General features: G+C 63.8%; 1 protein-coding gene and 1 pseudogene. Both read right to left on the reverse strand.

Annotated elements, in window-relative coordinates; translation table 11 throughout:
• Nucleotides 1-770 (reverse strand): annotated as a pseudogene (locus EN906_RS32295) (translocation/assembly module TamB); the annotation flags it as partial.
• A 3-nt stretch (nt 771-773) separates the two neighbouring features.
• The coding region (locus EN906_RS32300; protein ID WP_164777535.1) for an autotransporter assembly complex family protein at nt 774-1990 on the reverse strand (1217 nt) is incomplete at its 5' end.

Here is a 1990-nt window from a genome sequence, read left to right on the forward strand (position 1 = left end):
GTGACGATCTTGCCGTCGACCGAGAACGTGCCGATGCCGTTCCAGTTGGCGAGCGGCCCGGTGCCCGAGACATCTATGTCGACCGGCGGCGTGTCGGGCAGCTTGAGCAGGTTGGCGATGATACCGCCTGCCGGCTCCGAGGCCTTCAGGTCGAGATCGAGCCTGTTGTCTGCCGGCGCAAAGTGGATCTTGGCGTCGACATTACCTTGCTTGCCGTCATGACGGGTGATGTTGAGCACCGTCTCGACCGCCAGTGGCGCGGCATCGGCCTTGACCGATCCCTTGGCCGCAAGCTCGGCGATGCCGCTGCCGGCCAGTTGCTGGCCAAGCGCGATCTCGGGCAGATCGATCTGCTTGATGTCGATGGAAACCGGCAGCGTCGTCGTACCCCCGCTCGGCGCTGGCTGCGTGCTGGCCACCGGCAATCGCGCCAGTTCGATACGCTCGGCAGCGATACGGTCGGCGCTGAAGTTTTTCGACAGCAGCGCCAGCGGCGACCAGTCGACGGCCACCTTGCGCGCCACCAGCCAGGCGCCCTCGCGGTCCTCCAGCACGACATGGTCGACGCTGAGCGCCCCGGACCAGATGCCGTCTATGCCGCTGACCGTGATCTTGCGGTTGTCGTTCGAAGCCAGCCGCGAAATGATGCCGGCGAGATTGTCGCGGCCGCGCTCGGTCTTGGTCAGCACCACCAGCGCGCCGATCGCTCCCGCAACCACGATCAGCAGCGTGTAAAGGACAATGCGGAGGATGCGCCAGACTGTTTTCATCGCTCAGAATGCCTGCCCGATGCCGGCATAGATGCCGAAATGCGGGTCACCCGGATCACGGTTGAGCGGCACGGCGGCATCGATGCGCAGTGGCCCGAACGGCGTGACATAGCGCAGCCCGACGCCGGCGCCGACCTTGACATCGGAGAAATCGGGAGCTGATTTGGTCGATACGGTGCCGGCGTCGACGAACGGCACGATGCCGATCGTATCGGTGATGGCGATGCGCATCTCGACCGAGGTTTCGAAGAAGGACAGGCCGCCGATCGGCTGGCCGGTGAAGTCCTTGGGTCCGATGCCCTGATAGGCATAGCCGCGCACCGAACCGCCGCCCCCGGAATAAAAGCGCCGGTCGGCTGGCACATGTTCGAGGCTGGTGCCGACGATCGAACCGATGGCGACACGTTCGGCCAGCACGAATTTCGAAGCCGAGTCCAGCGACTGATAGGCCGACCCTTCGCCCCTCAGCTTCAGGAACGCCGCACCGCTCAAAATGTCGTAGCTGGGCTCGGCATAGGCCAGCACCCGGAAGCCGCTTGTCGGGTTCAGCCGGTTGTCCCGGTTGTCATAGACATATTGCAGCGGAATGCTGGCGATCAGGTATTTGTGCTTGCCGAAAGCGTCGTGGATGCGGGAATAGTCGAGCGCCACCTCGGCGGAAACCGTCTGCTTCTTGGTCAGCTCGTAGGACAGCCCGGTGCTGCCCTTGACCGAGAAATGGTCATAGGCGTCAGGATGTTCGAGTACCGTCTTGACGCCGGCGAAGAACTTCGATGCCGGCCCGATCACGCCCGGCTTTTCGAACATGATGCCGGCATTGTAGTTGAGCTCGCCGAGATCATTGCTGCCGATGCCGCTGATCTTGCCGTCGATGCGCAGCTTCTCGGCCCGGCCGAACAAATTGCGGTGGCCCCAATAACCTTCCAGGCCCAGCCCCTCGGTGTTGGAGAAGGTGCCGCCGACGCCGAAATAGCGTGGCTTGCGCTCGCTGACCTGGACGCCGATCGGAATGTTGCCGTCGGCATCGAGCGTGTCGGCTTCCTTGAACGTCACGCTGTTGAAGACCTCGAGCGCCAGCAGCCGGTCGCGCGCGTCATCGATCTCTTGCGGCGAGTACTGCCGGCCGCGCTTGAGGCCGGTCATGTATTCGGTGAAGTCGCGGTCGACCTTTTCGGTGCCTTCCACCGTTGTGTCGCCATAGCCGGCGACCGGCCCAGCGG

Source organism: Mesorhizobium sp. M7A.F.Ca.CA.004.06.1.1 (assembly GCF_003999135.1).
Lineage (GTDB): Bacteria > Pseudomonadota > Alphaproteobacteria > Rhizobiales > Rhizobiaceae > Mesorhizobium.